A 2,292-nucleotide genomic window follows, 5' to 3' on the forward strand; every position below is an offset into this window, starting at 1 on the left:
TGCCCTTCGCGATCCGCCGGCTCGCCTCCGCATCCAAGCCCTCCGACGCCGACCGCTCGCCCTCCTGCGCCTCGTACTGCGGCGGGGCACCGGTGGGTTCCTGGTACGACGGCGACGATGCCTCCGAGTACAGCGGCGGCGGGAACTTCACCACGCCCTCGCCGTCCGCCTCCATCGGCGGGGGCATCTGCCGCGGCACTCGCTGGGCCCACGCCGCCTGGCTCGTCAGCCCTTCTGCCTCCGCGATGCCCCGCAGGACATCGGACGGCCTCGTTCCGGTCGCGTCGAACTCCCGCGTAGCGGCGTTCAGGGTTTCCGCCAGGTTCTTGGCCAGCGGCAACGGCTCCACGCCAAGCTCTGCGGCCGCCCACAGCAGCGTGTGCACGTCCACGTTCTGCTTCTGCGCGACCAGCGGCAACTCGTCGGGAACGCGGCCCAGGGCCGTGGCCAACCTGCCGAGTTGCTCCGCGTCGAGCCGGTGGTCCGCCAGGTCTTGGAGCCGGGCCGGGTCGTGTTCCGGGTCGAACCAGGACTTGGCCGCCAGATCCGGGAACTTCTCGCGCAGCACCCGCTGCGTGGCGCTTTCAGCACTCACCTTCGTCAGGTTCTGCCACCACTCCCGCACCACCTTGAGAGGCACCCTGCCGAACTCGTCGGTGCGGCCGTCCGCACCGTCCAGGTATGCCCGGAAGCTGGCCAGTTCCCCCGCGCCGAGCCGCGGCATGTCGAAGAAGAACCGCAGCCGGTCGGCCGCCAAATCGGCCATGTCCAGCCAGTTGCGGACCGCCACGATCGCGATCCGGCGCTGCTGGTCCACCGGCACATCCCCGAGCCATGACAGCCTCAGCTTGTGGGGTTGGATCTTGAACCTCTTCCCCAGCTCGTTCACGGTTTGCGGCGACACGCCCCATTCGATCGCCGCCTCCCGCAGGCGGGGGTGGAGCGGACCGTTGTGCATCAGCGTCTTGACCTGTTTCGCCAGGTCCGCGGCCTGTTCCCGGGTCAGCTTCCGGCTGGTGGCCTGCTGCGCCATCCAGGCCAGATCACGCGAACCGAACGCGCCCGGCTCGACGCCGAGCCGCCAGGACCTGAACAACCCCGCCAGGTTCCGCCGGTTCGGACGGTGCACGTTGGCGAGCTGCTGGTAGTTCGGGAATCGCCACTGCCGCAGACTCGCCGTCAGGTCCCGGGTACGCGAGCCGGCCCGCGCGGCCTCCACCGTGAGACGGTGACGGTTCAGGTAATCGCGGAACCCCTCCAGATCCGCCCGCCCCAACCGATCGATCTGCCCGTGGAACACCTCAAGGTCAGCGGGCAGCAGGCCGTAGTCGCCGAGTAGTTCCTTCAGCCCACCAGCCATCTCCTCCGGCGAACCCGCCTCGACCAGATCCGGATGGAGGAATTCAAGAACCTCCGGTTCGACGCCGAGGTGCTGACCCACCTGCTCGCGAATCTCCGGGGCGCCCCAGATGCCCGGCCCGGGATCAACGTCGCTGATCGGCAGCGGCGCCTTCTCCCGTGTGGCGGTCGGGTTCGACGTACTCGGCCCAGGCTGGGACGACAAGACATCGGCGGACTGTCCGGCGCTGCGGGAACCACCCGGCAGGCCGGAGTTGCGCTTGACAGCCAGGTCGATGCGCAACTGCGCTTCCAGCGCCTCCTGCATCGCCCTGTCGCCGGCATCCAGTGCCCGGGCGTAGGAGTTCCGGAAATTCTCATACGCCGCAACCGAATTCAGCGCCACATCGCTGTGCGAGACATCCGGAAGGCTCCGCACCTCCGCCTTAAGAACGCTGAAGGTCCGCTGCGCCGCCAGCAACGCCCCCTCCGATGGCGCGTTCACCGCGCCGCTGGCGCCGCTTTCCCAACGCGCCCGCTTGGCATGAGGAGCACCACCGTCGTGGTCCAGCGCGGTTTCCAAGGTGCCCGGTTCGTTGTTCCCGAGGCCCAGCGCTGCGACGAGATCGGCCTCGGTCACGTCGGCTACGCCCCGCGACTGATCGAGCAACTCCCCCAGGTCGCCCATCAGCAACAACGTCAATTCATCGCCCGCAGCCGAACCGAGGACGGGTCGCCGCCGCATTTCAGTGCCAGCCTCGTGAAGCAACCTATAGGCCATCCGCCACGGGATATCGTACTCCACCGCGAGGTCGAGTGCGGTCACTCCCTTATCGGCCTCGTACCTCGTCTTCAACTCGGCCGCCAACGCCCGGCGCTCAACAGAACCCGTTTTCGGCACATTCTCATTAGCACCAGATCTCTGGCGAATTTGAGTGCCGGCCTCGTGAAGCA

At 68.0% G+C, this 2,292-nt stretch carries 1 protein-coding gene; it reads right to left on the reverse strand.

Annotation, left to right across the window (positions count from 1 at the left end):
- Positions 1 to 2,041 (reverse strand): hypothetical protein (locus BLW84_RS45900; RefSeq protein ID WP_218157781.1); only part of this gene is annotated, 2,041 nt, incomplete at its 3' end.
- Positions 2,042 to 2,292: the final 251 nt, after the last annotated feature.

The organism is Saccharopolyspora shandongensis (genome assembly GCF_900106995.1).
GTDB lineage: Bacteria > Actinomycetota > Actinomycetes > Mycobacteriales > Pseudonocardiaceae > Saccharopolyspora > Saccharopolyspora shandongensis.